General features: G+C 71.4%; 24 protein-coding genes and 1 pseudogene. 11 read left to right on the plus strand and 14 right to left on the minus strand.

Annotation, left to right across the window (positions count from 1 at the left end):
• The first annotated feature begins 96 nt into the window (after nucleotides 1-96).
• Nucleotides 97-1,068 carry a TerC family protein gene (locus ACH4NX_RS01050; RefSeq protein ID WP_351394729.1) on the plus strand — a complete coding sequence of 324 codons (972 nt, stop codon included), beginning with the start codon at nucleotides 97-99 and terminating at the stop codon, nucleotides 1,066-1,068.
• A gap of 7 nt (nucleotides 1,069-1,075) precedes the next feature.
• Here the strand turns inward: ACH4NX_RS01050 and ACH4NX_RS01055 are convergent, their stop codons facing one another.
• The 3 genes from ACH4NX_RS01055 to ACH4NX_RS01065 all read right to left on the minus strand — a co-directional run bounded on the left by ACH4NX_RS01055 (nucleotide 1,076) and on the right by ACH4NX_RS01065 (nucleotide 2,544).
• Entirely contained in the window at nucleotides 1,076-1,444 is a 369-nt protein-coding gene (locus tag ACH4NX_RS01055) for a hypothetical protein (RefSeq protein ID WP_398127279.1), read from the minus strand.
• Between the two features lie 120 nt (nucleotides 1,445-1,564).
• Nucleotides 1,565-1,768 (minus strand): hypothetical protein, encoded by a 204-nt coding sequence (locus ACH4NX_RS01060; protein WP_351394734.1) that lies wholly within the window; start codon nucleotides 1,766-1,768, stop codon nucleotides 1,565-1,567.
• A gap of 212 nt (nucleotides 1,769-1,980) precedes the next feature.
• Entirely contained in the window at nucleotides 1,981-2,544 is a 564-nt protein-coding gene (locus ACH4NX_RS01065) for an NAD(P)H-dependent oxidoreductase (RefSeq protein WP_351394737.1), read from the minus strand.
• A 146-nt stretch (nucleotides 2,545-2,690) separates the two neighbouring features.
• Between ACH4NX_RS01065 and ACH4NX_RS01070 the strand changes: the two genes are divergently transcribed.
• A complete protein-coding gene (locus ACH4NX_RS01070) occupies nucleotides 2,691-3,374 on the plus strand; it encodes a helix-turn-helix domain-containing protein (RefSeq protein ID WP_351394739.1) in 684 nt (227 codons plus the stop codon).
• Between the two features lie 107 nt (nucleotides 3,375-3,481).
• Entirely contained in the window at nucleotides 3,482-4,516 is a 1,035-nt protein-coding gene (locus ACH4NX_RS01075; RefSeq protein WP_398127280.1) for a LacI family DNA-binding transcriptional regulator, read from the plus strand.
• Between the two features lie 34 nt (nucleotides 4,517-4,550).
• Here the strand turns inward: ACH4NX_RS01075 and trxA are convergent, their stop codons facing one another.
• On the minus strand, nucleotides 4,551-4,949 hold the full coding sequence (gene trxA / locus ACH4NX_RS01080) for a thioredoxin (RefSeq protein WP_351394742.1): 399 nt from the start codon (nucleotides 4,947-4,949) through the stop codon (nucleotides 4,551-4,553).
• 120 nt (nucleotides 4,950-5,069) lie between these two features.
• On the opposite strand from trxA, the gene ACH4NX_RS01085 reads away from it, so the two are divergent.
• Entirely contained in the window at nucleotides 5,070-6,506 is a 1,437-nt protein-coding gene (locus tag ACH4NX_RS01085; protein ID WP_398127281.1) for a dihydrolipoyl dehydrogenase family protein, read from the plus strand.
• Nucleotides 6,507-6,629: 123 nt separating this feature from the next.
• Here ACH4NX_RS01085 and ACH4NX_RS01090 read toward each other — a convergent pair whose 3' ends face one another.
• A complete protein-coding gene (locus tag ACH4NX_RS01090; RefSeq protein WP_398127282.1) occupies nucleotides 6,630-7,313 on the minus strand; it encodes a peptide deformylase in 684 nt (227 codons plus the stop codon).
• Nucleotides 7,314-7,452: 139 nt separating this feature from the next.
• Between ACH4NX_RS01090 and ACH4NX_RS01095 the strand changes: the two genes are divergently transcribed.
• Nucleotides 7,453-8,871, plus strand: a complete 1,419-nt coding sequence (locus tag ACH4NX_RS01095) for a PepSY domain-containing protein (protein ID WP_351394751.1) — start codon at nucleotides 7,453-7,455, stop codon at nucleotides 8,869-8,871.
• A gap of 86 nt (nucleotides 8,872-8,957) precedes the next feature.
• Here ACH4NX_RS01095 and ACH4NX_RS01100 read toward each other — a convergent pair whose 3' ends face one another.
• A complete protein-coding gene (locus tag ACH4NX_RS01100) occupies nucleotides 8,958-9,305 on the minus strand; it encodes a tetratricopeptide repeat protein (protein ID WP_351394754.1) in 348 nt (115 codons plus the stop codon).
• Between the two features lie 151 nt (nucleotides 9,306-9,456).
• Between ACH4NX_RS01100 and ACH4NX_RS01105 the strand changes: the two genes are divergently transcribed.
• On the plus strand, nucleotides 9,457-10,422 hold the full coding sequence (locus tag ACH4NX_RS01105) for a pirin family protein (protein WP_398127283.1): 966 nt from the start codon (nucleotides 9,457-9,459) through the stop codon (nucleotides 10,420-10,422).
• Nucleotides 10,423-11,412: 990 nt separating this feature from the next.
• On the opposite strand, the gene ACH4NX_RS01110 is transcribed toward ACH4NX_RS01105, so the two are convergent.
• Nucleotides 11,413-12,048, minus strand: a complete 636-nt coding sequence (locus tag ACH4NX_RS01110; RefSeq protein ID WP_351394760.1) for an NAD(P)-binding domain-containing protein — start codon at nucleotides 12,046-12,048, stop codon at nucleotides 11,413-11,415.
• Between the two features lie 33 nt (nucleotides 12,049-12,081).
• Nucleotides 12,082-12,816, minus strand: coding sequence for an SDR family oxidoreductase (locus ACH4NX_RS01115; protein WP_351394763.1), 735 nt, complete (start codon nucleotides 12,814-12,816; stop codon nucleotides 12,082-12,084).
• 143 nt (nucleotides 12,817-12,959) lie between these two features.
• On the opposite strand from ACH4NX_RS01115, the gene ACH4NX_RS01120 reads away from it, so the two are divergent.
• The 3 genes from ACH4NX_RS01120 (at nucleotide 12,960) to ACH4NX_RS01130 (ending at nucleotide 15,649) form a co-directional block, all read left to right on the plus strand.
• Complete coding sequence (locus ACH4NX_RS01120) at nucleotides 12,960-13,571, plus strand: helix-turn-helix domain-containing protein (protein WP_351394766.1); 612 nt, start codon at nucleotides 12,960-12,962, stop codon at nucleotides 13,569-13,571.
• Nucleotides 13,572-13,738: 167 nt separating this feature from the next.
• Nucleotides 13,739-14,524, plus strand: a complete 786-nt coding sequence (locus ACH4NX_RS01125; RefSeq protein ID WP_398127284.1) for a hypothetical protein — start codon at nucleotides 13,739-13,741, stop codon at nucleotides 14,522-14,524.
• Between the two features lie 309 nt (nucleotides 14,525-14,833).
• Entirely contained in the window at nucleotides 14,834-15,649 is an 816-nt protein-coding gene (locus tag ACH4NX_RS01130) for a barstar family protein (protein ID WP_351394772.1), read from the plus strand.
• A 189-nt stretch (nucleotides 15,650-15,838) separates the two neighbouring features.
• On the opposite strand, the gene ACH4NX_RS01135 is transcribed toward ACH4NX_RS01130, so the two are convergent.
• Nucleotides 15,839-16,747 carry a LysR family transcriptional regulator gene (locus ACH4NX_RS01135; RefSeq protein WP_351394775.1) on the minus strand — a complete coding sequence of 303 codons (909 nt, stop codon included), beginning with the start codon at nucleotides 16,745-16,747 and terminating at the stop codon, nucleotides 15,839-15,841.
• 70 nt (nucleotides 16,748-16,817) lie between these two features.
• On the opposite strand from ACH4NX_RS01135, the gene ACH4NX_RS01140 reads away from it, so the two are divergent.
• Both ACH4NX_RS01140 and ACH4NX_RS01145 read left to right on the plus strand, forming a co-directional pair.
• A complete protein-coding gene (locus ACH4NX_RS01140; RefSeq protein ID WP_398127285.1) occupies nucleotides 16,818-17,768 on the plus strand; it encodes an NAD-dependent epimerase/dehydratase family protein in 951 nt (316 codons plus the stop codon).
• Between the two features lie 14 nt (nucleotides 17,769-17,782).
• Nucleotides 17,783-18,151: pseudogene (locus ACH4NX_RS01145) on the plus strand (aldo/keto reductase); the annotation flags it as partial.
• Between the two features lie 612 nt (nucleotides 18,152-18,763).
• Here the strand turns inward: ACH4NX_RS01145 and ACH4NX_RS01150 are convergent.
• From ACH4NX_RS01150 to ACH4NX_RS01170, 5 genes are all read right to left on the minus strand, one after another.
• Nucleotides 18,764-19,762 carry a porin PorA family protein gene (locus tag ACH4NX_RS01150; RefSeq protein ID WP_351394781.1) on the minus strand — a complete coding sequence of 333 codons (999 nt, stop codon included), beginning with the start codon at nucleotides 19,760-19,762 and terminating at the stop codon, nucleotides 18,764-18,766.
• A 23-nt stretch (nucleotides 19,763-19,785) separates the two neighbouring features.
• Nucleotides 19,786-20,262 (minus strand): (2Fe-2S)-binding protein, encoded by a 477-nt coding sequence (locus ACH4NX_RS01155; RefSeq protein ID WP_398127286.1) that lies wholly within the window; start codon nucleotides 20,260-20,262, stop codon nucleotides 19,786-19,788.
• Between the two features lie 27 nt (nucleotides 20,263-20,289).
• Nucleotides 20,290-22,500 carry a molybdopterin cofactor-binding domain-containing protein gene (locus ACH4NX_RS01160; RefSeq protein WP_398127498.1) on the minus strand — a complete coding sequence of 737 codons (2,211 nt, stop codon included), beginning with the start codon at nucleotides 22,498-22,500 and terminating at the stop codon, nucleotides 20,290-20,292.
• A gap of 235 nt (nucleotides 22,501-22,735) precedes the next feature.
• Nucleotides 22,736-23,959 carry an oxygenase MpaB family protein gene (locus ACH4NX_RS01165; protein WP_351394963.1) on the minus strand — a complete coding sequence of 408 codons (1,224 nt, stop codon included), beginning with the start codon at nucleotides 23,957-23,959 and terminating at the stop codon, nucleotides 22,736-22,738.
• 197 nt (nucleotides 23,960-24,156) lie between these two features.
• Nucleotides 24,157-25,971: a flavin-containing monooxygenase gene (locus ACH4NX_RS01170; RefSeq protein WP_398127287.1), complete on the minus strand. Its 1,815-nt coding sequence runs from the start codon at nucleotides 25,969-25,971 to the stop codon at nucleotides 24,157-24,159.
• Nucleotides 25,972-26,162: the final 191 nt, after the last annotated feature.

Here is a 26,162-nt window from a genome sequence, read left to right on the forward strand (position 1 = left end):
AGCGCACGCTGCCGGGTTGCCTGCGCCGCTCCGTGGAAACACCCTGACCAAGAACTCGTACGCGGTCCCGCCCCTCCACCGCCCCCAGGAGCACCGGTGAACGTCTCCCTCAGCGTCTGGCTGCTGACCGTCGCGGGCCTGTGCCTCCTGGTCGCCGCAGACTTCTTCATCGGCCGCAAGCCGCACGACGTGTCGATCAGGGAAGCCGGGATCTGGACGGCCGTCTGGGTGGTTCTGGCCTGCCTGTTCGGTGTGGGGCTCCTGGTGTTCGCGGGCGGCGCGCCCGCCGGCGAGTTCTTCGCCGGCTACATCACCGAGAAGTCGCTCAGCGTCGACAACCTCTTCGTCTTCGTCCTGATCATGGCCAAGTTCGCGGTGCCCTCGCAGTACCAGCAGCGGGTGCTCATGGTCGGCGTCATCATCGCCCTGGTGCTGCGCGCCGGGTTCATCGCGGCCGGCGCGGCGATCATCTCCGCCTTCTCCTGGGTCTTCTACATCTTCGGCGCCTTCCTGATCTGGACCGCCTGGAAGCTCATCCAGGACGCCCGCAAGGGCGGGCACGACGAGGAGTACGAGGAGAACAAGCTGCTGAAGACGATCGAGCGCCGCTTCGGCGTAGCCGACCGGTACCACGGCACCAAGCTGTGGATCGAGGAGAACGGCAGGCGGGTCATGACCCCGATGCTGGTCGTGATGCTCGCGATCGGCTCCACCGACGTCCTGTTCGCCCTGGACTCGATCCCCGCCATCTACGGCCTGACGCAGGACCCGTACATCGTGTTCACGGCCAACGCGTTCGCGCTGATGGGCCTGCGCCAGCTGTACTTCCTCATCGGCGGTCTGCTGAGGAAGCTGGTGCACCTCTCGTACGGCCTGTCGGTGATCCTGGGCTTCATCGGCGTCAAGCTGGTGCTGCACGCCCTGCACGAGTCCGGGGTCCACGTCCCGGAGATCGGGATCCCCTTCTCCCTCGGCTTCATCGTGCTCGTCCTCGCGGTCACCACGGCGACGAGCCTGTGGGCCGCGAGGAAGCAGGAGCAGCGGCGGGAGGAGTCCCGGGACGGCTGACCCGGGGCTACTGGATGGTCCAGCCCACGCGGCCGACCCCCGAGCTGTAGAAGGCGCAGACGCCCGAGGACTCGCCGTACTGTCCGGGTGCCAGCGTCACCCACTGGCCCGAGACGTCCGGTGCCCGGCCGCAGACGATCTCGGCGCGGAAGGTGATGGTGCGACCGCTGTCGTTGCTGCAGCCGGCGATGCCGTGGTCGGGGTTGTTGTTGTGCACCCAGCCGTCGCAGTCCACACCGGCCGCTGCCGCTGCCGCTGCCGCTGCCGTTTCGGAAGGCGTGGCCTGCGCCGGAGCGGCGAAGCCGGCCGCCGTGAGGGCCAGGGCGGAGACAGTGGCGGTCAGCGCGGCCGTGACGATGTTCTTCCCGCGGTTCATCGGTACTCCCATGGAGGTCGGGCGTCTTTCGGTTGCGCGACCAGTCAAGGAGACGACGGCTCCGGCGTGAACCTCACAGGTGTGAGGGTGCCGCCGCGCCACGTTCGGTCCGCCGCCCCCTCAGCAGCCCGCCGGGGAGGGCTTGCCGCGCGAGACGACGCGGGTGCCGTGGTCGTCGACGACACGGGCCTGAAGCGAACCGCAGGCGCACCGGGTCCACAGGGTGCCGCCCGCCGCCGTGGGGTGCGCGGACAGTACCTCGTAGGGCTCGGCACCGTCGGGCCACCCGCAGTGCGGGCAGACGACACCGGTCGTGCTGGGCATGGCGACTCCTCGTGCGTCGTGGTGTGTCGGTGGTGCGCCGGAAGGCCGGCGCGTCGGAGGGCCGATGCGTGGCGCTCGATCGGACCGTCGCGACACGGACAGGGTGCGGCCACACCTGCGTGGACGTCCAGATCGACTTCTCGGACCACCCCGGCACACACGTCGGGACCGGAGCTCGGCGGAGCTCCGGTCCCGTACGCGCCGCGGTGGGGTCAGGCGGCGACGGCCTCGTCGGCGTGGCCGTGCAGCCGGGCGACGACCTCGGTCAGCTGGGCGGCGACCTCGGCGTCGTCGGCCGGGTGGGTCTCGGCGAAACGGGTGACCGAACCAGGGATGGACAGCTTGAGGTCCTCGATCACCTTGCCGCCGGCGATGCCCACGGCCTTACGGGTGTCGTCCTGCGCCCACACGCCGCCGTACTGGCCGAAGGCGGTGCCGACCACGGCGGCGGGCTTGCCGGTGAGGGCGCCCGCGCCGAACGGACGGGACAGCCAGTCGATGGCGTTCTTCAGGACGGCGGGCATGGTGCCGTTGTACTCCGGCGAGAAGAACAGGAAGGCGTCGGAGGCCTGGGCGGCCTCGCGGAGCTTCGCGGCGGCGGCCGGGACGCCGCCCTCCACGTCGATGTCCTCGTTGTAGAAGGGGATGTCGGCCAGCCCCTCGAACAGCTGCACCTCGGCGCCCTCCGGCGCGAACTTGGCGGCCGCCTCGGCGAGCTGGCGGTTGTGCGAACCGGCGCGAAGGCTGCCGACGAGCGCAAGGATGCGGACAGACATGAGTACTCCCACTGATGGAGCAGACGCTGCCGGGGCAGACGCTGCTGAAACACTGCCGTAAAGGATCCGGACCGGGGTCCGTTTAATTTCTAACATCCCAAACGGACCGCGGTCCAGTTTTCTTCCCGATGCTTTACGCTGGCTTCATGCCCGCCGCCCTGCCGCCCTTCCCGAAGCCCCAGGAGACCGCCGCCTCGCCCGAGTTGCTGCAACTCGGCACCGGGCCGGACGGCACGGGGGCGGACGTGGACGAGCCCTGCCTGCGCGCCGACGCCGCGCGCAACCGGGCCCGGCTGCTGGAGGCCGCCGCCCGGCTGGTCGCCGAGCACGGCGCGGCCGGCGTCACGATGGAGGCGGTGGCCGCGGCGGCCTCGGTGGGCAAGGGCACGGTCTTCCGCCGCTTCGGCGACCGCACCGGCCTGCTCATGGCGCTCCTCGACCACTCCGAGAAGAAGTTCCAGGCCGCGCTCCTGACCGGCCCGCCGCCTCTGGGGCCCGGGGCGCCGCCCGTCGAGCGGCTGCGCGCCTTCGGCTGCGCGATGCTGCGCCGTTCCATCGACGAACTGGAGCTGCAACTGGCCGCCGAGCCGAGCGCGGAACGCCGCTACACCTCCGCACCGCGCCGCTTCCTGCGCGGCCACGTCGCCCTGCTGCTGCGCCAGGCGGCCCCGGACGGGGACAGCGAGCTCCTCTCCCACACGCTGATGGCGTACCTCGACGCCGCCCTGGTCCACCACCTCACCGAGCAGTGCGGGGTGCCTCCGGAGCGGCTGCGGGCGGGCTGGATGGACCTGGTCGCACGCGTGACCCGCACCGAACACCCGGCCTGACCCGCGGCCACCGTGCCCACGTGCCCACAGGCCGGACTTCGTCCGGTCCGGACGGCGTCGCCCCGCCCGCCGCACCGCACCCGGCTTCTGCCAGGATGCCGTACGTCATGGTGCAGATACCGAAACCGCCCGCTCCCGCGGCCCTCGCACCGCGCTCCGTGCCCACGAGTGCCGATGTGGCCCGCCTGGCCGGCGTCTCGCGCGCGACCGTCTCCTACGTCCTCAACAACGCCGGTGCCGTCCGGATCAGCGAGCCCACCCGCCGCCGCGTCCACGAGGCCGCCAGGGAACTCGGATACGTCCCGCACGCCGCGGCCCGCTCCCTGCGCGCCGGACACAGCCGCACGGTCCTGATGCCCGCGCCGTCCTTCCCCGCCGGGCCGCTCTACCGCCGGTTCCTCGACGAACTCCACCGGGCCCTCGGCCGCCTCGACTACACCGTCGTCCAGTACGGCACCGCCGGCCTGTACGACGACGAGGCCGCCCGCGCCTGGGCCGAACTGCGCCCGGTCGCCGTCCTCGTCCCCGGAGCGGGTCTCGGCCCGTGCGGCGTGGAGGTCCTCAAACGCTCGGGCGCCCGTGCGGTCGTCACCCTCGGCCCCGAGGCCGTCGAGGGAGCGCACGCCCTGCTCATGGACCACGAGACCGTCGGCCACAGCGCCACCCGTCACCTCTACGACCGCGGGCGCCGCCGGATCGGCGTCGTGATGCCCGCGGAGGGCGGGCTGGAGGTCTTCTCCGCGCCGCGCCTGGCCGGCGCCCGACGCGCCGTGCGCGACACCGACGCCACCGTCACCGAACTGCCCCTCGCCTACGAGGAGCGGGACGCCGCCCGGCTGGCCGCCCGCTGGCGCTCGCTCGGTCTGGACGCCGTGTACGCGTACAACGACGAGTACGCGATGCTGCTGATGCGGGCCCTCCGGGACGAGGGCCTCGGCATCCCCGGCGACGCCGCCGTGATCGGCGCCGACGACCTGATGCTGGGACGCCTGCTGCGGCCCCGGCTGAGCACCGTCCACCTGGAACTGCCCTCCGGCCGCGACCTGGCCGCCCTCGTCGACCGCGCGGTCCACGACCCCGCCGCCGCGCCCGAGCGCCACAGTGTGCTGGGCGCGGCGGTGGTGCACCGCGAGTCGAGCTGACCGGCGGCCGGCTCCGCTCCGCCGCTACCGGCCGCTACCGGCCGTCCTGCCCGGCCTGGCCCTCGGCCTGCGCCTGCTGCTCGGCGACCGACTTGCGAACCTCGTCCATGTCGAGCTTCCGGGCCTGGTCGATGACGTCCGTCAGGGCCTCCTCGGGCAGCGCGCCCGGCTGGGCGAACACGGCCACCTGGTCCCGGACGATCATCAGCGTCGGAATCGACTGGATACCGAAGGCCTGCGCGAGCTCCTGCTGCGCCTCGGTGTCCACCTTGCCGAACACGAGGTCGGGGTTGGCCTCGGCCGCCTTCTCGTAGACCGGGGCGAACTGACGGCACGGACCGCACCACGACGCCCAGAAGTCGATCAGTACGAACTCGTTGTCCGTGACCGTCTGGTCGAAGTTCTCCTTGGTGAGTTCCACGGTGCTGGTCATGAGGTGATCACTCTTCCTGGTTACGGGTGCGAGGCCGTCGGCACAACACTGCCGGCCTGGTGGGTATTCCGCGCACGTACCCATGTGGCCACGTCGCACACCACCCACCAGACTGGCCCCATGACGCAATCGGATTCCATCGCGTACGACGTCGTCGTGATCGGCGCGGGCCCCGTGGGGGAGAACGTCGCCGACCGCACCCGCGCGGCCGGGCTGTCCACCGCGATCGTGGAGAGCGAACTGGTCGGCGGTGAGTGCTCCTACTGGGCGTGCATGCCCAGCAAGGCACTGCTGCGCCCGGTCCTCGCCCGCGCGGACGCCCGGCGCCTGCCCGGTCTGAGCCAGTCGGCGGGGGACCCGCTCGACGCGGCGGCGGTCCTCGCCCGCCGCGACGAGTTCACCTCCCACTGGAAGGACGACGGCCAGGTCCAGTGGGTGGAGGGCATCGAGGTCGGCCTGTACCGCGGGCAGGGACGGCTCGCCGGGCCGCGCACGGTCGAGGTGGCCGCGCCCGACGGCACCCGCCGGGTGCTGACCGCCCGGCACGCCGTCGCCGTCTGCACCGGCAGCGGCGCCGCCCTGCCCGGCCTGCCCGGACTCGCCGAGGTACGCCCCTGGACCAGTCGCGAGGCCACCAGCGCCAAGAGCGCGCCCGGCCGGCTGATCGTGGTCGGCGGCGGAGTCGTCGCCGTCGAGATGGCCACCGCCTGGCAGGCCCTCGGCTCCCGGGTGACCCTCCTGGTGCGCGGTGACGGGGGCCTGCTCACCCGTATGGAGCCGTTCGCCGGCGAACTGGTCGCCGAGGCGCTCACCGACGCCGGCGTCGACCTGCGCACCGGCACCTCCGTCGAGTCCGTGACCCGGGAGGGCGGCACGGTCGTCGCCGTCACCGACACCGGCGACCGCGTCGAGGCCGACGAGATCCTCTTCGCCACCGGCCGCGTTCCCCGTACCGACGACATCGGTCTGGACACCGTGGGACTGGAACCTGGCTCCTGGCTCACCGTCGACGACAGCCTCCGGGTCGAGGGCCACGACTGGCTCTACGCCGTCGGCGACGTCAACCACCGTGCCCTCCTCACCCACCAGGGCAAGTACCAGGCACGCGTCGCGGGCGCCGCCATCGCCGCCCGCGCCTGTGGCGTGCCGGAGCTGGACTCCGGCCCGTGGGGCGCGCACGCCGCGACCGCCGACCACGACGCCGTCCCCCAGGTGGTGTTCACCGATCCCGAGGCGGCGTCCGTCGGCCTGACCCTGGCCGAGGCCGAGCAGGCCGGCCACCGCGTCCGCGCCGTCGACGTCGACCTCGCGACGGTGGCCGGCGCGAGCCTGTACGGCGACGGTTACAAGGGGCGCGCCCGCATGGTCGTCGACCTGGAGGACGAGATCGTCCGCGGTGTCACCTTCGTCGGCCCCGGCGTCGGCGAGATGATCCACTCCGCGACCGTCGCCGTCGCCGGCCAGGTCCCGATCAGCCGCCTGTGGCACGCGGTCCCGTCGTACCCGACGATCAGCGAGGTATGGCTGCGGCTGCTGGAGGCGTACCGGGACAACTGACGGTCCACACGGCACAGTTGGTCATGCCGCTGCCGCTGCGGGCGGTCGTGTCGCAGGGGCGGCACGGGTGACCGCGGCGGCACCCCGCGACGCCGGGCTGCGCTCACGGGCCCCCGCGGCCGATCAGGCCGCCGATCCCGCCGATCCCGCCGCCCCGGCCGATCCCGGCAGCCCGAACCCCAGCGCCGCCGCCGCCCGCTCCGGCGTCGCCTGCCCCCACAACTCCACCATCGCCCGGTTCGACGCCAGCGACCGCGGCTCGGCCCGGTCCAGATACAGCATGCCGTCGAGATGATCCGTCTCGTGCTGCACGATCCGGGCCGGCCAGCCCGTGAACACCTCGTCCACCGCCCGCCCGTGCTCGTCCCGCGCCAGCAGCCGCACCTCGGCGTGCCGCGCCACCACCGCCTGCCAGCCCGGCACGCTCAGACAGCCCTCGTAGAACGCGGCGCGGGCGGTGCCGACGGGCTCGTACGACGGATTGACCAGCACGCGGAACGGCTGTGGCACCCGCCCCCGCGCCATCCGCACCTCCTCCGGTACCGGCGCCGGGTCCTCGATGACCGCGATCCTGAGCCCGATACCCACCTGCGGCGCGGCCAGTCCGACACCCGGCGCCGCGTGCATGGTGAGACGCAGCGCCTCGGTGAACCGCGCCAGCAGCGATGGCTCCAACTGCCCGTCGAAGGGCTCGGCCACGCGCCGCAGCACCGGCTCACCGGCCGCGACGATCGGCAACGGGCCGCCGACGGCGAGCAGTTCCTCGACCCGTTCGGCAAGAGGCGTGCGATCACTCGGAGTTCCCATCGCGCCAGGATGCCACGGCACACGCCACCCACCACACCGCCGCTGTGACGCACGCCACTGTGAAGGCCGGGAACCCGGCGCGCCTCCGCCCCGACCACTGGGAGCACCCGCCCCCACGACGCCCCCGGAGCGCCCACCGATGACCACCACCTCCGCAGCCCCCACGGACGGGGCCCCAGGACCGTCCACCCCGCCGCCCCCATCCCGCAGATGGTCCACGCTGCGCCCGCTCGTCCTGCGCCTGCACTTCTACGCCGGGCTGTTCGTGGCCCCCTTCCTGCTGGTCGCGGCGGCCACCGGCTTCCTCTACGCCGCCTCGTTCCAGGCAGAGAAGATGGTCTACGCCCACGAACTGACCGTTCCCGACGTGGGCGAGAGCAAGCTGCCGGTCTCCGAGCAGGTCGCGGCCGCCCGGCAGGCCCACCCCGAGGGCACGGTGTCGGCCGTACGCCCCTCGCCCGAGGCGGACGCGACCACCAGGGTGATGCTGTCCGGCGTCGAGGGCGTCGACCAGGGCCACACGCTGGCGGTCTTCGTCGACCCGTACACCGCGAAGGTGCGCGGCGCCCTCGAACAGTACGGCTCGTCCGGCGCACTGCCGCTGCGCACCTGGATCGACGAGTTCCACCGCGACCTGCACCTCGGTGACCCGGGTCGCCTGTACAGCGAGTTCGCCGCCAGCTGGCTGTGGGTGATCGCGGGCGGCGGCCTGGTGCTGTGGTTCTCCCGCCGCAGGGCGAGGCGCAAGCTGCGCGGCACCAAGGGCCGACGCCGCACCCTTGGCCTGCACGGCACGGTCGGTGCCTGGGCCGCGGCCGGATTCGTCTTCCTCTCGGCCACCGGACTGACCTGGTCCACGTACGCCGGGGCGAACATCGAGGACCTGCGCGTCTCGCTCGGCCAGACCACCCCGTCGGTGTCGGCGTCCGCGGCGGGCGGTGAGCACGCCGGTCACGGCGCGGCGGCCGGCGCCGGCGGGGACGCCGGGCACGGGGTCGGCCTCGACAAGGTCCTGTCCGCCGCGCGCGCCGAGGGCCTGGGCGACCCCGTGGAGATCGTCCCGCCCGCCGACGCGTCCTCCGCCTACGTTGTCCAGCAGGTACAGCGCAGCTGGCCCGAGAAGCAGGACTCGGTCGCCGTGGACCCGGCCACCGGCGAGGTGACCGACGTGCTCCGCTTCGCCGACTACCCGGTGCTCGCCAAGCTCAGCCGCTGGGGGATCGACCTGCACACCGGCAGCCTGTTCGGCCTGCCCAACCAGATCGCCCTGATGCTGCTGGCGGCCTCCCTGATCCTGCTCATCGTCTGGGGCTACCGCATGTGGTGGCAGCGCGGCCGGGACTCCGCCTTCGGCCGCCCGATCCCACGCGGCGCCTGGCAGCAGGTGCCGCCGGTGCTCCTCGTCCCGCTCGCGGCGGCCGTCGCCGTCCTCGGCTACTTCGTGCCGCTGCTCGGCATCCCCCTGGCCGTGTTCGTCGCGGTCGACGTCGCGCTCGGTGAGATCGCCCACCGGCGGGGCCGGCGGACGTACGCGGGCGGGACGACGGCGGGACGGTGAGTCGTACCGGCGGAGCGGTGAGTACGGCATCGCACCCACCGCTCCGCCGGACTCGCCGCTCCTTCGCATCCTTCGCACGTCGCCGGTCAGCGGTCGGCGAAGTCCCCCGCCAACGCGGCGGCGATCCGCAGCTGCGCGTCGGCCTCCTCCTGCCGCCCCTGCCGTTCGAGCGTGCGTCCCAGCATCAGCCGGGCGTACTGCTCGACGGGGTCGCGCTCGACGACGACCCGCAGCTCGGCCTCCGCACGCCGCAGTTGGGCCGAGTGGTAGTAGGCGCGCGCCAGCAGCAGCCGCGGTCCGGTCTGCTCGGGCACCTCCCCGACCAGCCCGCTCAGGACCCGAGCCGCGGCGGCGTAGTCCTTGGCGTCGAAGAACATCCGCGCGCGCTCCCAGCGCTCCGCCGGCGTTCCGTGGTCGTAGTACGTCGTGTTCACTCGTGACCTCCTTCGGCGTACTGCAACCACCCGGCATGGTTGAACATTCCACCACCTGGACTCCGCCACCGGGGGATGTTTCCGCCCGGGCCGCGGTGACGGCCGCAGGACGGTCTGACGCGGAGGGCCGACCGGCGTTAGGTTGGGCGGCATGAGCAACCTTGACCGCGACGCGGTTCCCAGCCTGTGCGGCGGCCGCGGCTTCGTGGTGGCGGAGCCGGTGCGGGAACTCCTCAGCCCTCGTCACGTCAAGCTCGGCGAGTCCACAGAGGTCCGCCGGCTGCTGCCCAACCTGGGCCGGCGCATGATCGGCGCGTGGTGCTTCGTCGACCACTACGGTCCCGACGACATCGCGGACGAGCCCGGCATGCAGGTCCCGCCGCATCCGCACATGGGCCTGCAGACGGTCAGCTGGCTGCACGAGGGCGAGGTACTGCACCGCGACTCCACCGGCAGTCTGCAGACCATCCGCCCACGCCAGCTGGGCCTGATGACCTCCGGCCACGCGATCAGCCACTCCGAGGAGAGCCCGCGCTCGCACGCCCGCCACCTGCACGGCGCGCAGCTGTGGGTCGCTCTCCCGGACGCCCACCGCCACACCGACCCGCACTTCGAGTTCCACGCCGAACCGCCTCGTGTCACGGCGCCCGGCCTGACGGCCACCCTGCTCCTCGGCACCCTCGACGGCACCACCTCGCCCGGCACGACGTACACACCCATCGTCGGAGCCGACCTGACCCTCGCGGACGGCACGGACGTACGCCTCCCGCTGGAGCGGGACTTCGAGTACGCCGTCCTGTCCATGGCCGGCGAGGCCCACGTCGACGGTGTGCCGCTGGTACCGGGTTCGATGCTCTACCTCGGCTGCGGCCGCGACGAACTCCCCCTGCGCGCCGACTCGGCCGCGAGCCTGATGCTCCTGGGCGGCGAGCCGTTCGAGGAGGAGCTGCTCATGTTCTGGAACTGGATCGGGCGCTCCCAGGAGGAGATCGTCCAGGCCCGCCAAGACTGGATGGAAGGAACACGGTTCGGGGAGGTGAAGGGGTACGACGGTGTGCCGTTGCCTGCCCCCATGCTGCCTCCTGTGCCGCTGAAGCCGCGCGGAAGGGTTCGCTGACCAGGCTGACCAGGGGGAATGGCTCACGGGCCGGTGACGGCCGGTCAGTCGGCCCTGGGACTGGTCGGGCTCGGTGTGGCGGCTTTCCCCGACGTGCCCGCCGCGCCACTGGCCGGGAAGACGGTCATCGACACGTGCAACTACGGCCCCGAGCGTGACGGGCACATCGCCGAGCTCGACAGCGAGTCGCTCACCTCGAGCGAGCTGCTGCTGCGTCACCTACCGGACGCCGTGCTCGTGAAAGCGTTCAACAACATCTTCTTCAAGCATCTGCTGTCCCTCGGCCGCCCCGCGGGGGCGGCCGACCGTTCCTGCCCGCCGATCGCCGGGGACTTCGCGCGGGCGAAGGCGGCGGTGACCGAATTCCTCGAGTCCGTCGGATACGGCGTGGTGGACGCGGGACCGCTGGCCGACAGCTGGCGGCAGGCGACGGACACGCCGGTGTGGGGGACCCCTACGGCCGACCTCGAACGAGAAGGGCCGGCCGGCCGGCGAGGATGCCATCCGCGCGGCACTCGCCACCGCGACGCGGTAACCGCCGGCTCGTGGTGCGCCGCCGCTTCGCCGCCGGCTCAGCTCCGCCGGCTCGTCGCGCCGCAGCCGCTTCGTCACCCTCGTTCACATGCCGGGCTTCTTCCGCGATCCCGGCAGTCCGTGGCAGCGCGGGTCGAACGAGAACACCAACTGCCTGCTACGGCAGTACTGAACAGCCGACCACGAAAGGCGCTCGGCCGGGAAACCCGGCCGAGCGCCTCGCTGAGCTCCTGGCCGCAGCCAGTTGGCCCACTTGTGTTGCGACGACGCCGGAACTCGTGTGCGCGTGGACCTTGTCACCAGCCGAGGGCGAGGCCCGCCTCGACGCCTTCCGATGGCTCCACCGCTACGGCATACGAACCGGCAACGGCTCGTCGGCGCCCTGCCCAGCCGCTGCCGGCAGTTCGATGACGCTTCGCCGCGATGACCGCGCTGGCGAGTCCTTCCGGTGATCCGTCAACCGATCGCGTGGACGGGAAGTTCGGTGATGCCGAGGGCGAAGTCCCAGTTCCCCACCCCGTGGTTGGCGAGGCCCACCGTGACCACGCCCGCTCCTTCCAGCCAGTGCGCCATTCTCAGGCCGCCGACGTCCAGCGGCCGCAGCCCGAGGCTCTCGATGAACGCCTCCACACTCGCCTTGGCCCGCGCGTCATCGCCGGCGACGAAGACGTCGGGCCGGCCCTTCTCCAGGACATGACGGAAGACGGTGTTGAACGCCTTCACCACGCTCGCGCCGGCCGGGGCCGCCTTGGCCACTTCCTGCGCGATCGACGTCTCCTCGCGGTGGGTCAGCCCGTCGAACGTGGAATTGAAGGGATTGCTGATGTCGACGATGACCTTGCCCGCGAGAGCGTCTCCGTACTGGGCGATCGCGGGCACGACACCGTCGTGCAACAGGGCCACGATGACGATGTCCCCGGCCGGGGCGGTACCCCATTCTCCCGTCGTGGCGCCGCCGCCGAGAGCCTTGGCCAGGTCGGCGGCCTTGGACTGGTCGCGGCCCATGACCTCGACGGTGTTGCCGCCCGCCGTCGCCCGCGCGCCGATGGTGCGGGCCATGTTCCCGGTGCCGATGATGCTGATGCCGCTCATGAGAGGTCCTGTCCTGGTCGTGTGTCGTCCGGTTCAGATGGCGGTGGTGCCGCCGTCGGTGACGAGTTCCATGCCGTTGACGTAGCTGGAGTCGTCGGAGGCGAGGAAGAGGGCGGCGGTGGCGATCTCGTCGGGGCGGCCCATCCGGCCGCGCGGGATGAGGGACTCGAACTGCCGCTTGGTGGCCTCGTCGAAGAGTTCTTCCTGCTTGGCGGTGGCGACCTGTCCGGGGGTCAGGACGTTGACGCGGATGCGGCGGTCCTTGAGCTCGTTGAGCCAGACGCGGGCCCATGCCTGCTGGACGGCCTTGCTGCCGGCGTAGACGCTCCAGCCGGGGAAGGCGCCGAGGGAGGCGTTGGAGCCGGTCATGAGGATGGAGCCGCCGTCGTTGAAGAGCGGGAGTGCCTTCTGGACGGTGAACAGGGTGCCGCGGGCGTTGAGGTGGAACGCGGCGTCGAAGTGGGCCTCGGTGATCTCGCCGAGCGGGGCGGGCTCGCCCCCTCCGGCGCTGGCCCACAGCACGTCGAGGCTGCCCTTCTCCCGCTTGACGGTGTCGTACAGGCGGTCCAGGTCGTCCAGGTCGGCGGCGTCGCCCTGGACGCCGGTGACGTTGCGGCCGATCTGCTTCACGGCCTCGTCCAGGGCGTCCTGGCGGCGGCCGGTGAGGAAGACGTGCGCTCCCTCGTCGACGAACAGCTTGGCACCGGCCAGCGCCATGCCGGTGGTGCCGCCGGTGATGACCGCGACCTTGCCGTCGAGCTTTCCCATAGTCATTCCCTTGGGTCGTGGTGCCGTGTGCACCTGGTGCGACAGCATTAAGTACACCGTTCTGTGTGCTTACCGTACGGGGCGGGTGGCCGGGGCGCAAGCTATGTACACCGGTCGTTACCTGGCTGCGGTACGATGGCCTCATGACGGAGTTGGAGAAAGGCCCCACGGGTCGCCGCCGCGGCCGGGGCGCACGTGAGCGCATCCTCGGCGCGTCCCAGCAGCTGTTCCGCGAGCAGGGCATCAACGGCACCGGCATGGACCAGCTCTGCGCGGCGGCCCAGGTGTCCAAGCGCACCGCCTACCAGCACTTCACCGGCAAGGACGAACTCGTCGCCGAGTACCTGCGCCGGTTCGACCCCGCAGTTCTGTCCGGCGTGTTCGACCGCACCGACCTCACACCCCGTGAACGGCTCCTCGCCGCCTTCGACATCCCCCCCACCACCCCCCTGTGCCCCTACATCGCCGCCGCCGTCGAACTCCACGACCCCGAGCACCCCGCATCGCAGTACGCGCGCGACTACAAGAAGGCCGTCGCCGCCCGGCTCGCCGACACCGCCCGCGAAGCCGGCGCCGCCGACCCCGAACGGCTCGGCGAGCAGCTCGCGCTGCTCATCGACGGCGCCGCGGCACGCACCCGGGTCCTCAACGCCGACGCCTTCCCCACCGCCGCCGCCATCGCCGCCGTCCTCATCGACAACGCCATCCCCGCCACGGCCGGCGATGACCGGCGACGGGAGGAAGTGCCGAGTTGACCCGGCACTGAGCGGCCGGGCTGGTGGCGCGGCCGCGCCCGCCGGTACGCCACACCAGCCGCCCGGCGGCCGGCCCGGACCGCCGGTTTCCACAGGGAAGAGAGCGGGTCCGCGTGGTGAAGTGCGGGCCGCTCCGACGACTCCGACACCAGGGAGAGCTGCTTCCGATGACCGCACAGCCCGCACGCCCGGAGCGCGGTGGTCCCGAGACCGCCTCGGTCACGGATGTCTCGCCGTTCAAGCCCTCTCTCGTCAAAGCGGTCTTCAGGGACGTGACCCCGATGCACGTCTCCCGGTCGGCCGCGTGGGCCGCCGCGTCGGTGACGCGGACAGTGCTGACGGAGATCATCGACGGCGCGAGGAGAGCGGCGGCGGAGGAGGCCCGGAGGAAGCTGGTTCCCGGGGACCTTCTCTCGGCGATCGACCGGAACGTCGAGCTGGAGGTGGGGGACAAGTGGTACGTCCACAGCCCGACGTTTCGAGGCCTGACCGGTGTCGCGTGCGACGCCGAGGGTGCCGGTGTGCCTTCTCGCAGGCGCGGCAGGTCGCGCAAACCGAGTGCCGTGGTCGGCGCCCACAGGTTCGAGGCCGGGGTCAGGAAGCTGCTGCGGAGCCAGGGGGCGACGGCCGTCCCGACGCTGGTCCGCGATCTGGACGGAATCGCGAGCGTGTTCCTGACGGACCTCGCCCGGGACGCGGCCATGGTCGTCCGAGAGGGCGGGGTCCGGCGTTTCGGTACGGTCACCCTGGTGATGCCGGGCGAACCGGCCCCGCCCCCGCCCCCGTTCCTCGAGGATTCCCTGCGGGACCCGTCCGCCCGCACGGGGGACGGGCGGACCATCGGCCGGGATGACATCCTGGCCGCCACCACGATCCAGTTGTTCGGCGGCGACCTCAGGCAGCGAGCCCTCACCGAAGCACGCGAGGCGACACGGAACACCTCGGCCGGCTGAGCGGGTGCGGCCGGCATCGCCGCCTGCGCCCTCGTCTGCCATCGCGGACTTGATCCTTGTCGCTGTCGTCGAGCACAAGCCGCTTCTCGTTCACGAGGACATCCGGGTCCGCCTGGAACGGGACTGCGTAAAGCGTGAACTCCGTCCGTCGCTGCCCGTGTGGGCCCCTGACAGCGTCACGCCCGTCACGCCCGTCACGCCCGTCATGCCCATCACCTGTCCCACGTGCGACCCGCGCACGATGGTCCGGGAGGGGCAGCGGGTGGGCGGCCGGATGCCGGTACTATCAGCGCTTTCAACGGGGGCGGGATGCGAACGGCAGGGCGGGGCGGCGTGGGGCAGAAGTGCGCGCTGACCTCGGACGGGGACGACAGCGACTTCTGGGGCTTCGCTCACGAGGCCCAGGGGTTGTTCACGCCGTCGAATGAGGAAGGCGTGCGCCGAGTACGCCTCGCGGGTTGCCTCCCGCGAGGAAGCCTGCTGAAGAGCGTGGACCACGTCGGCAGTCGTCGTGCCGTGGCGGGAAACGCCTGGTTCGAGCTCCTCGACCGTGACGGTGCCACCATGGGGTCCTACTTCGTCAACGATGTCACCGTCGTCGACGTCGAGTCCTCCGCCCACACCGCCGGCCTCCTCGACCTCACGGTGACGCTGTGGTGTGAGGACGCCCTGGCCGGAGCGGAGCAGATGTGGGACCTGATCCGTACGGGACAGCTGAACCGCACCGGCATGTGGCGCGAACTCGCACCCGGGGACAGACGAGCATGGCTGTCGGTGGCGCTGTGGTCCCAGAAGTACCGACGTCAGGGCAAGCCCGACGCTCCGACAGGCCAGGTGTTCACCTTGGACGGCCGACACATCGTTGACAGGGACACCTTCTACTGCGCGATCGGTGAGGCCGTCAACGGGCCCGGCGGATACTTCGGCTGGAACCTCGATGCTCTGGACGACTGCCTGCGCGGCGGCTGGGGCGCCACCACGCCGTTCACCGTGCACTGGCTTGCCTCGACCGGGACCAGGGCGGGACCGGTCGAGCCCGTGCACGTCGGTGACGGCGAGATCGCGCTGTTCGACCTGCTCCTGGAGATCTTCGAGGAACGGGGCGTGAGCGTCATCCTTCGGTGACGGCTCGTCGCTCGTAGGCGTCGGTCCGGGAGAAGCGTGCCGTTCAGTGGCGTTCGTGACGACTGATCGGCATCAGCTGCCCTGCCGGTCGCCGGGGCGGAAGGCGGCAGGCCGTTGAGCGGACGAGCGTTTCATGAGCGAACATCTGTGAAACGCCGCCCCGTCGGCGTTCGGCGGGCCCGTGGCGGATCAACGCCCGGGGTGCCGCATCGCCTGCTCGCGAAGGGCGTGAACGAGCGTCGTGACATGGGGCCGGTCACGGCCGCTGATGGTGGCGACGCCGATGTGCCGGACCGGCCCCGGCGACGTGACCGGGACGGTGCTCAGACCCGGGATCTCGGGTGCGAGTGCGATGGAGGGGATCAGGGAGATTCCCATGCCCGCGGCGACGAGGGAGCGGGCGAAGAAGTAGTCGGTGGTGGTCCCGCGGATCGCCGGATCGAAGCCGGCCCGCTCGGCGAAGCGGCGCAGGTACGCCTCGGTCTTCAGGCAGCCGAGCACCCACGGCTCGGCTGCCAGCTCGGTGAGGTCGAGCGCGTCGTGGTCGGCGAGCCGGTGCCCCCGCGGCAGGACGACGTGCAGGGGGTCTTCCAGGAGCGGCGTCCACTCCAGGCCGGAGCCGGCGCCCGGCCCGACGGGGAGCGGGCCGTCGAAGTGGTAGGCGAGGGCGAGGTCCACGGCGCCTTGACGGACGAGTGGAAGGGTGTCCTCGGGCTCGCCCTCCCTGACGTGGAGAACCGTGCGGGGATGGGCTGCCATGAGCTGGGCGAGAGCGGCGGGCAGCAGGAGCCTGCCGCCGCTGGTGAACGTGGCGGCGGTGAGCTGGGTGCGGCCGGTCCTGAGCTCGGCGACCCGCTGTTGTGCGTGCTCGAGCTCCGCGGCGACGGATTCGGCGGCGCCGACCATGATGCGGCCGGCCTGCGTGAGTGTGACGCCTCGGGTGCTGCGTGCGACGACCTGGGCACCGAGGCCGCGTTCCAGGGCCGCCACCTGCTGGGAGACGGCCGAGGGGGTGAGGCGGAGAGCCGAGGCCGCCCGGTTGAAGCTGCCGTGCTCCGCCACCGCCCGCAGGACGCGGAGCCGCTGCACATCGATCAACAGTTTTCCTTAATGCGTACCCAGTAGGTCAGGACTTCTGCTGTTGACGATAGGTCTCCACGATGGGGGCATGCAAAGGATCTGCGTCATCGGCGGAAGCCGGTACTTCGGAAAGCTACTGGTGCGGCGCCTGCGGGCCGCGGGACACCAGGTCACTGTGATCAACCGCGGCTCCACCCCGCCGCCCGACGGCGTCGAGCACCTCGTCGTCGACCGCGACGACGAGGCCGCCCTGACGGCCGCGCTCGGCGTCCGCACCTTCGACGTCGTGGTGGACCAGGTCTGCTACACCCCGGTACAGGCCGCTGTCGCCGCCCGCGCCTTCGCCGGCCGCACCCGGCGCTACGTCATGACCTCCACGATCGAGGTCTACGACCCCGCGACCGCCGCCCTGCCGGCCGTGCCCTCGGGGACGCCCGTGTCGGAGGAGAGCGTGGACCCGGCCACCTGGCAGGTGGCCATGGACCTGCCCTGGCACGAGGACGCCTACCTGGAGGCGCACTACGCCGAGGGCAAGCGGCAGGCCGAGGCCGTCTTCGCCCAGGCCGGCAGTTTCGCCTTCGTCACCGTGCGCAGCGCCCATGTGCTCGGCGGCGGCGCGCGGGAATTCACCGGCAGGCTGGCGCACTACGCCGGGCGCGTCGCCCGGGGCGAGGAGATCACGGTGCACGCGAAGGCGCTGCCCACGGTCTTCATCCACTACGAGGAACTGGCGGACCTGCTGTCGTGGGCGACCGCAGCCGACTTCACCGGCCCGGTCAACGCCTGCTCCGACGGCCCGCTCGACGTGCACGGCCTCGCCGACATCGTCGCCGCGCAGGCCGGCCGGGCGGCCGTCTACCGGACCGTCCCAGAGCGCGTCGCAGCGGGCGACGAGGTTTCGCCGTTCTCCTTCGACCGCCACTACGCCATGAGCAACGCCCGTGCGAAGGCACTGGGTTTCTCCTTCTCCCGCACCACCGACTGGCTGCCCGGCGCCGCAGCCGAAGCCCTCGCCGTAGCCGCCGCCCCCACCGACTGAGGAACAAGGCCACCATGGAGTACCGCACCATCGCCCGCACCGCCGTCAGCGCCATCGGCCTGGGCGCCATGCCGCTGTCCATCGAGCACCGCCCGGACGAGACGCGGGCCATCGCCACCGTCCACGCCGCCCTCGACGCCGGTGTCACCCTGGTCGACACCGCCGACAGCTACCACTGGCACGCCGACGAGGCGGGCCACAACGAGCTGTTGATCGCCCGCGCCCTGGCCCGCTACGGCGGCGACACCTCCCATGTCCTGGTGGCCACCAAGGGCGGCCGCGGCCGCCCCGGCGACGGCAGCTGGACCGTCACCGCCACCCCCGCCCACCTCAAGCAAGCCGCTGAAGCCTCCGCCAAGCGCCTGGGCGTCGACGCGATCGGCGAGTCACACGCACAGCCATGCGCAGACGTATGCCATCGACCTGAAGTACGTGCCCGGGGTGGGCGGTGGCTACGAAGAAGCCACGCCGCAGGCTCCGCCCTTCCGCTGGCTCTGGCCGGTCGCCCGGAGCCCTCGGCTCCACCCCACCCACGGGCGGCCGGTGCTCGCCCCCGCCGACGGTGTCGTGGTCGCGGTGGGACGACGACAGCGGGACCATCTCTCGCGTATGTCGTTGCCCGCCTTCCTCTTCCTCTACCCGGAGGGTTTCGTCCGCGGTCTCGGCCGGCCGAGCCACCTGTCGGGCAACCACGTCGTCCTGGACCTCGGCGACGGCGGGCCAGGAGATCGCAGAGTGCGGCAACTCCGGCAACTCGTCCGAGCCGCACCTGCACTTCCAGCTCATGGACGGCCCCGACGTGATGACGGCCCGAGGTGTGCCGTTCGCGTGGCGCTACCGCGACGACGACGGCGTCGAACACGTGGGGGTGCCCGAGGACACCAGGCACTGCGTTCCCGTCGCGCCCCTGCCGGACCGTTCCGTGCGACCGGCGCGGGTCACGCGGAACGGTGTCCGCGGCCGGCTTGCCACCGAGTCTTCGGAGCCGGCTTCACTCAGCGGCGCCGCCGCCCGAGTACGAACGCGACCGGGACGAGCACGGCGGCTACGGTGATCAGGGCGAGCGGAGCGATGTCGGTCAGGGCAGTGAGCGCGAGGCCGGCTGACGCCGCTCTGTCGCCCAGGTCGCCGGCGCTCTCGGGAGTGACCGCGAAGGTGAAGGCGGACACCGGCATGAGCGGGGTCTGGGCACCGGCCACGGAGGTGGTCGCCACGACCTTCCTGCTCACGGTCTGGTCGATGGCGATGCCGGTCCGCTGGTCGACGTAGGCGACCAGGGTGGACTGACCCAGGTAACCGAGCGGCACGGGATCGGGCAGGGCGGACAGCGCCGCGGGCGTGAAGCGGGCTTCGGCCGTGGGGTCGAGCCCGGGCACCAGGCTCGCGACGAGCTTCTTCGGCAGGGCGGACGGGAGCGGTTCGAGCGTCTCCGGGTCCTTGACGGGCGCGGAGACCTTGATCTCGTAGACGTTCACCGCACGGCCCTCCCGCTGGCCGGTCCCGGTGTAGCGGACCGGCACGATCGAACGGGTCGTCGCGTCGTAGTACGTGTAGGAGTCGTCCTGCGCGGCGTCCGGGGGGAACGCCGCGCTCAGCGCGCCCCGCGAGGGCTCCACCGGTGTCGAATCCGGTGATGACGCGCCCTTCCTGCTCTCCCGGTCGATGGCGTACGTCTTCGAGCTGGGCAGGGACTGCTCGCCGGCGTGGACCGTCATCACGTCCTCCAGCACGGCCGTGTCACCGTGTGTGGACGTGACCCGCACCCGACGGTCCACGGTGATGGGGACGCCGGACCGGAGTGCGTGCGCGGTGTCCCCCGCCTGCAGGGCCTTGCTGTCCAGCATGGTCGCCTCGCCCGCGTAGTGCACCGTCTGGTCGGTGTCACCGGGCAGCTTCGTCGCGTTCGGGGCGACGACGAGGCGAAGGACTGCCGCGGCGGTGGCCAGGAGCACGGCCACGGTGATGAGCACGATCGTCGGACGACGAGCGGACACGACGTCCTCCCCTCATGTGTCGGTCACATGTTTTCGGAGCCGGCTCTGATCGCCTCGCGGATACGGGGATAGGTGCCGCAGCGGCAGATGTTGCGGATGCCGTCCAGGTCGGCCTCGGTGATCGTGCGGCCCTCCTCCTCGACCCGGCGGACCAGGGCGACGGCGGCCATGATCTGGCCGGGCTGGCAGTAGCCGCACTGGGCCACGTCGTGGTCGAGCCACGCCTCCTGCATCGGGTGCAGGTCCGCGCCCACGGTGGCCGCGAGCCCTTCGATGGTGGTGACCTCGTCGGACGGCCGCAGGTCCTTCACCGGGATCGCGCAGGGGTTGGCCGCCCTGCCGTTGAGGTGGCTCGTACAGGCCTTGCAGACGTTGATGCCGCAGCCGTACTTGGGTCCGGTGACGCCGAGGATGTCGCGCAGGACCCACAGCAGCCGCTCGTCGTCCAGGGCGTCGACGGTGACCTGTTCGCCGTTGAGGCGGAATGTGTGCTTGGGCACGGGAACTCCCGGATGCGTCGGGGGACTTCAGCGGACGTGGTCCAGACCGTCGGTGGGGGACGCGGGGACGGGCGGGACGGTGGGTTTCGGCTCGAAGGAGAGGGTGCCGTGGTTGACGGGGAAGACCGTGGGCATGGTGCCGGTGGCGCGGCCGTACGCGCAGGCGACCGCGGCCATCGAGGCGGCGACGCCGAGTTCCCCGGCGCCGCCGGGTTCGCCGGTGGTGGGCGGCATGACGACGACCCGCAGCTCGGGCGGTGTGTTCCACTGCCGGGTGTAGAAGTAGTTGTCCCAGCTGGCTTCGAGGAAGTGTCCGTCGCGCAGGTGCAGGCTGGAGGTCAGGGTCAGGGCGATACCGTCCATCAGGCAGCCCATCATCTGTGCCTCCAGACCACGCGGGTTGACGGCCAGGCCGACGTCCACGGCGATGACGGCCTTGGTGACGCGGGGGCCGGCGACGCCGTCGCGGATGGGGCGGTCCACGGTCTCGGGGCGGCAGTCGAGTTCCACCAGCACCGCACTGGCGGAGTGGTATTCGGAGTGGAAGGCGATGCCCTGCGCCGTACCGGCGGGCATGCTCCGGCCCCAGTTTCCGGCCTCGGCGGCCTTGTCCAGCACGGCACGCGCGCGGTCGTCCCCCAGGAAGTCGTGCCGGAACCGGTAGGGGTCCTTGCCCATCCTGGCGGCGAGCCGGTCGACGAGGAGTTCCCGGGCGCAGGTGACGTCGGGGGAGTAGACGTTGCGCATGCTGCCGGTGTTGAAGCCCTTGTCGGTCTCGCTCAGGAGCCGGCTGTTCGCGCCGAAGTCGTAGGGCATCGACTGGGAGAGCTGGAAGAAGGTCTGGGAGAACCCGATGTCGCCCACCGGCAGTTTCGCGGCCAGGGCGGTGAAGATCTCCCCGAGTCCGTGGCTGAGGTCGGTGGACACGCTGGTGTGCCGCTGCTTGTAGCCGAGGACGGTGTCGCCCAGGTAGGAGATGCGCACCCGCGAGGTGGCCATGGGGTGGGCGCGTCCCTGGCGGGAGTCGTCGGCCCGGTGCCACATGAGTCTCACCGGCTTGCGGATCCGCTGGGAGACCTCGACGGCCTCCAGCGCGGCGTCGAAGAAGAGCTTGCGGCCGAAGGACCCGCCCCCTTCCGTGACACGCACGGTCACCGCCCTGAGCGGCAGGCCGAGCCTGGCGGCGATCGCCTCCTTCGCGACGATCGGAGCCTTCAGGCTCGACCAGACCTCGGCACGGTCGGAACGCACGTCGGCGATCGCGCAGTTGGGTTCCAGCGCGCTGTTGCCGCGGAAGTGGAACGTGAACCGTTCCTCCACGTTCGGTGTCACCGCCGGCAGTCCCAGGGGCAGTTCGGCCGCGCGTAGTTCCTTGAGCACGGAGTCGTCGGACTTGCCCTCGGCGCTGCCGGGCTTCCATGTCACCCGCAGGGCACGCACCGCGTCGACGCACCGGCCGAAGGTGGTCGCGCGCACCGCCACCCCGGTGGGTATCACGACGACGTCGGTGACACCGGGCAGGGAACGGACCTCGGGCAGGTTGGACACCGATCCGACCTTGCCGTTGATCGTCGGCGGACGGCAGACCATGGTCGGCAGGGCGTCCGGGACGTCGAGGTCCATCGTGAACCTCTTGCGCCCGGTGACCGCCGCGCGGGCGTCGACGCGGTTGTGCGGCTTGCCGATGACGGTGAACATGTCGCGAGGCTTGAGGCCGACCGTCACCTCCTCGGTCCGCACGCCCGCCGCCTTGCGGGAGAGCGTCCCGATGTCGGCGCTCCGGTTCCCGGGGCCGGTGACGACTCCGGCCTCCCAGTTCAGCTCGGTGACGGCGGCGTCCCATTCGGTCGCCGCCGCCCGGAGCAGCCGGTGCCGGGCGACGGCGGCGGCCACCCGGATCGGGGTGTAGGTCGAGAACGTCGTGTTCGATCCGCCGGTGAGCTGGTTGAACAGCAGCTCCGGGCGCGCGTCGGCCAGGGTGATGTGCACCCGGGTGAGGGGGATGCCGAGTTCCTCGGCGATCAGCATCGCCGTCGACGTCGTGATGCCTTGTCCCACTTCGGTCCGCGGCAGCGCGAAGGACACGGTGCCGTCCGTGTTCACCTTGACCGTGATCAGGCCGGACGTCGGCAGGGCCGCCGCCGTCATCACGTCGTTGAGGTCGATCAGTTCCGTGATCTCCGGCGAGGGGATGTCCGCCCGTGCCGCGGAGGCGGGGACGAGCTGGGCCGCGGTCATCAGCGTCGGAGCGGCCAGGACGTACCCGAGGAACCGGCGTCTGGCGAAGGGCTGCGAAGCGGCGTCCGGCCGCGACGCGTGGTCGGTTCGGTCACTGTGCGACGTAGTCATCCGTCCCCAGTCGTGTTCGTGGTCCGGGAGCCCGCCCGTCGGTACGGGGCGGCACGGTCGGCGGCACCGGGTGGGGGTACGCCGGTGAGGACGTACCCCGCGCTCCGGTGGTGTCGGACGTGGCTCAGGAGGGACGGTTGGCGTCCGGGATCTCGAGGCGGATGCCCCTGCCTTCGGAGAGGAAGAGCAGGACGAACTTGCGGAGGGCCTCCTCCACCACCCAGGCGGCCTGGGGGATCAGCGGCAGCGGAATGAGCCCTTCGCGGAAGGCCACCAGCAGCGGCCAGGCGCCGCTGATCACCGGCTGCCAGAACGGCTCCCTCTCCAACCCGATCAGGTTGCCGGTCCGGTCGCCCAGCGTGTACCGGGCGAAACCGTTGATGAGGGGCCGGGTGAGACCGGCGTCGAGTTCCGCGACGATGTCGAGGAGGACGTCGGTCAGTTCGTTGCCCTCGGGCGTGGATGCCAGGATCGGGTCGAGGACCTGCCTGGACTGGGCGTTGGCCTCGTCCCAGGTGGCGGGGATGTACTCGTCCAGTACGCCGAGCATGTGCGCGGTGACCTGCCACACGTGCAGGTAGCCGTCCGACTCGGCGGTGGTGATCGGAATCCTCCAGTCCCTTAGCTTGCTCATGACAAACGTGGCCAGGCTGTGCCAGGTGACCATGACGTCGGCCTGGCTGATGGGGATCGTCTGGCCGCCGCTGGTGCGGGACCAGCCCGGGGACTGCGGCAGCAGGTGCCGCACGGCCGCGTGCACCAGCCGGGTCTTCACGGCGGTCACGATCATTCCGCCCTGCGGCTGGTAGGCGTCCAGGTCCCCGACGTCGTACCCGAGTTGAGCCGTCTTGGCGATGCGGTCCTTCATGTCCGCGCCGCCCTTGGAGTAGTAGACGGCGCGCGCCTCCCTCGGGATGGCACAGCTCATGAGGCCGCTGCCCAGGCCGTACAGGGCCCCGGTGTAGATGCCCTTCCTCGTGGTGAACCTGGCCGCGGCCGCGAGCTTGTCCCGGTCGGCCCAGGACGGCAGTCGGCGTGCCTTCTCCATGAAGTCGCGCAGATCCGCGGGGAGACCGGCCGGCAGGGGCTGGTCGTTGCGGGTCCACTCGCGCAGCGCCGCGTTGGCTTTGGCCACGTCACCGCGTTCGATGACGGCGGCGAGTACGGGGTCGGCCTCCTCGTCCCAGACCCACTCGGGGTCGACGCCCGCTCCCTTGCCCGCCACCGAGCCGCTCGGCGCCCACGTCCACAGGGACCGTGCGTGGGCCGGCGACGCGGCCCCCAGTGTCCCGAGCGCTCCGAGCGCTCCTCCCGCGATCAGCATCTTGCGTCTGCTCAGGTCGTCCATCGCTTCGAACTCCTCCTCGAGTTCTGTGGCACCGCGGACCGGGTTGGTACGATGAAACATATTGTGCTTCGTTGTTTCACCAGGGGAGCACATGCGTGACGTGAACGCCAGAGGCTTCACAGAATCCGGGACGTGGCCGTACCCGGCGGGCAGGGCCCGCCGGGTACGGCCACGTCGGCTTCTCGTTGCCTTGTCTCCTACCGCGTCCCTTCCTTCGCCCCCTTCACCCGCAGGGCCTCGTCCAGGGACGTTTCGCGCCAACGCGCCAGGAGGTCGTGGAAGGCGACGGCTCCGTGGGGGTAGGCGTTCGGGCCGTTCGGCCGGCCGCGTCCCTCGCGGTTGTAGTAGCCGGGGGTGCACTCGGCGTGGAACCACTCGTGATCGGGTGCGCCCTTGGCCAGGGTGGCGATCCAGTCGTCCTCGGCGTCGCGGGAGGGTTCGATGACGGCGTCACGGGCTTCGGCGGCGGCGACGAGGGCGGCGGCGTGCACCGCCTGCTCGTCCAGGACGTGCGTGAAGTTGACACTGGCGGCGTTCTGCAGGGACCCCATCTGGATCAGGTTCGGGAAGCCGTTGCCGGTGAAGCCGTGCAGACTGCGCGGACCCCGCTGGGCCCACGCGTGCAGCAACTGGACGCCACCGCGGCCGTGCACGGGGAGCTTGCCGGAGAGGACGCCGGAGGTGCCGACGGAGAAGCCGGTGGCGAAGACGAGACAGTCGAGTTCGTAGGTGGTGCCGCCGACCACGACGCCGTGCGGGGTGACGCGCTCGATGCCGTGGGTGTCGGCGGTGTCGACCAGGGTGACGTTGTCACGGTTGAAGGCGGGGTAGTACTTGTCGGAGAAGGTGGGGCGCTTGCAGGCGTACCGGTACCAGGGCTTGAGCTTCTCCGCGGTGTCCGGATCGGTGACGTACTGCTCGACGCGGGTGCGCAGCTCGTTCATCTTGGCCGCGTCGGCCAGTTCGTAGGCCGCCTCGAAGGCCGCCGGGTCGCCGTGCCGGCGGAAGCTGCCCACGAGCTTCTCCAGAAGCCCCGCCGAGGAGGTCCAGCGGTCTGCCACGAGGTCCTCGTCGACCGTCTCACCCGAGACGACGCGCAGGAAGTTGTCACGGCGCCGGCGGGCCCAGCCCTCGTCGTCCGCCGCGACGTCCTGGGCGGTGGTGCGGCGGTTGCCCCGCACATCCACGCTGGAGGGGGTGCGCTGGAAGACGTAGACGTGGCCGGCGTCCTCGGCGAGCAGGGGGATGGCCTGGACACCTGTCGCTCCGGTCCCGACGACGCCGACCCGCTTGTCCGCCAGACCGGTCAGGCCGCCGTCCGGGGTGCCGCCGGTGTAGGCGTAGTCCCATCGCGACGTGTGGAAGGTGTGCCCCCGGAACGTCTCGATGCCGGGTATGCCGGGCAGTTTCGGCTCGGAGAGGGTGCCGGTGGCGGTGACCACGTAGGTGGCGCTGAAGGCGTCCCCCCGGTCGGTCGCCACGGTCCACTTGTCCGTCGCCTCGTCCCAGGTCAGTGAGGTGACCGCGGTGGAGAAGAGGGCATCCCGGTAAAGGCCGAACCTCTCGGAGATCCGCACCGCGTGGCGGCGGATCTCCTCGCCGGGCGCGTACTTCCACTCCGGTACGTAGCCGGTCTCGTCGAGCATCGGAAGGTACACGTGCGACTCGATGTCGCAGTGGATGCCCGGGTACCGGTTCCAGTACCAGGTACCGCCGAAATCGCCGCCCTTCTCGATGATCCGGACGCGCTCCACGCCCTGTTGCCGCAGCCGCGCCCCGGCGAGGATGCCGCCGAAACCGCCGCCGACGACCGCCACGTCGACGGTGTCCCGCAGCGGCTCGCGTTCGCCCACCTCTCCGGCGTAGGGGTCGGCCGCGTAGTAGCCGAACTCGGCGTCGGTGCTCTGGTACTGACCGGCTCCATCGGGCCGTACACGTCGCTCACGTTCGAACCGGTAGCGCTCCTTCAGGGCGTCGAGTTCGCGGTCGCCAATGGCTTGCGGGTTGGTCATGTGGGGGGCCTCAGTCCGAATCCTCGATCTTCACAGGGTCAACCCCCCAGCCGGGGGCCGCCATCCGCTACCGTAACAACCACCGGACAACACTGTCCGGTTAGTCGTGAGCGCATCACAGTATTCGGCTGGAAACGTTCGTTCCCGGCTGTGGAGCCGCCCGGACGAACGCCCCCACGAGAAATGGAAGA

This window comes from Streptomyces sp. NPDC017225 (assembly GCF_044331465.1).
Taxonomy (GTDB): Bacteria; Actinomycetota; Actinomycetes; order Streptomycetales; family Streptomycetaceae; genus Streptomyces.